Here is a 1,578-nt window from a genome sequence, read left to right on the forward strand (position 1 = left end):
AATCGAGCAAGATGCCGACATTGTTCTGTTCGTTTATCGTGAAGAATATTATCTCAAAAATGAAGAACCCAAAGAAGGCACCGCTGAGTATAGCAAATGGCAAGATGCAATGGAGCAAGCCAAGGGTAAAGCTGAGGTTATTATAGCAAAACAACGCCATGGTCCGACAGGAATCGTTCCCCTTGCCTTTCAACCCGACTTTACATGCTTTAGTGATTTGGAAAAATAGGAGCAGAAAAATGCGTTAAAGAGAGCTTTAAATACCCTTTGAAAGGCATTTGAAGATCCTTTGAGAACCCCTTAAAAACTCTTTAAAAAAAATAAATTGGTACAAAACCTAGTGGCAAAATATACAAAACCCGCTGGCAAGCTACAACCGCTGGCAAGCTACACAAGCTACATACACAGAATCAAAAAGTTATAGCACCATAAAAGTGCTGTGGCGGAGGGGGTGGGAATGCTACATTTATATGCAATCAATAACTTATATAAAGGTAAGGGAATTTTAATTCCATTGATTTTATTAACTTATTTTATGTCTATCCCGAACTTTTTTATAGCTTATTCTCAATCATTTTATCCAAATATGTAATCAGATTTTCCAGTATCTTACTTGACTCTTATTNGATTTTATTAACTTATTTTATGTCTATCCCGAACTTTTTTATAGCTTATTCTCAATCATTTTATCCAAATATGTAATCAGATTTTCCAGTATCTTACTTGACTCTTATTTTTATAAATCGTATAGTAATAGTATACGATAAGGGGTGCTAATGGCAATTGTGAGTTTCAGACATAAGGGCTTAAAATTATTTTATACAACAGGTTCCACAAAAGCTATTCGACCAGATCACGTAAAGAAATTACGCGTTATCTTAACGGCTTTAACAAGTGCTACCACGCCCGAAATGTTGAAAGCACCTGCCTTTAAAATGCATCCTCTTAAAGGTGAACTTACAGGATACTATTCTATATGGGTGAATGGAAATTGGCGTGTTACTTTTCGCTTTATAGGAACAGATGTGGAGCTTGTTGATTATCAAGATTACCATTGATGAAAGGAACGAAAATAATGATGCATAACCCCGCACATCCGGGCGAAGTTCTAAAAGTAGCTTTCTTAGACGAAATGGGGATAACAATACAAAAGTTAGCTAATCATCTCCATATGACAAGAGCTTCTCTATCAAGAGTGATTAACGGACATGCCTCTATGAGTACCGAACTTGCAGTGAAATTAGAACTAGCTGGTTTTAGTAAAGCGAAATTTTGGCTGGATATGCAAACAAATTATAATTTATGGCAAACAATGCAACAGACACAACCACCTATTTCTCCTCTGGTTTCTGAAGCACATCAAACGTCGCTTTGATTTCGTTTATAATTTTGACGGGGCTTTAGTTTTTTAGCTTCCGCCCGTTGCTCTAACCTTTTTGAAGTTTTTTAATGGCTTCTATTGCAAGGCGTTTTCTATCGGCTGTTTTGGTATAAAGAGATGCCATTTTATCTTCTGTCCAGCCAAAAAGCGCTTTCATTTGCGAAACTGTCGCACCAGCATTGGCTGCACGTGTTGCT

At 36.8% G+C, this 1,578-nt stretch carries 3 protein-coding genes and 1 pseudogene; 3 read left to right on the forward strand and 1 reads right to left on the reverse strand.

Annotated elements, in window-relative coordinates:
* The 3 genes from ACFIKN_RS08920 to ACFIKN_RS08930 form a co-directional block, all read left to right on the forward strand.
* Positions 1-229: DnaB-like helicase C-terminal domain-containing protein (locus ACFIKN_RS08920; protein WP_375658290.1), on the forward strand; the 229-nt coding region annotated here is incomplete at its 5' end.
* 547 nt (positions 230-776) lie between these two features.
* Positions 777-1,058, forward strand: a complete 282-nt coding sequence (locus tag ACFIKN_RS08925) for a type II toxin-antitoxin system RelE/ParE family toxin (RefSeq protein WP_183194586.1) — start codon at positions 777-779, stop codon at positions 1,056-1,058.
* 17 nt (positions 1,059-1,075) lie between these two features.
* Positions 1,076-1,375, forward strand: a complete 300-nt coding sequence (locus ACFIKN_RS08930; RefSeq protein ID WP_183194585.1) for a HigA family addiction module antitoxin — start codon at positions 1,076-1,078, stop codon at positions 1,373-1,375.
* A gap of 52 nt (positions 1,376-1,427) precedes the next feature.
* Here the strand turns inward: ACFIKN_RS08930 and ACFIKN_RS08935 are convergent.
* A pseudogene (locus ACFIKN_RS08935) lies at positions 1,428-1,578 on the reverse strand (integrase); the annotation flags it as partial.

Origin of the sequence: Bartonella sp. CL436QHHD, from assembly GCF_042195105.1 — a bacterium.
Taxonomy (GTDB): Bacteria; Pseudomonadota; Alphaproteobacteria; order Rhizobiales; family Rhizobiaceae; genus Bartonella.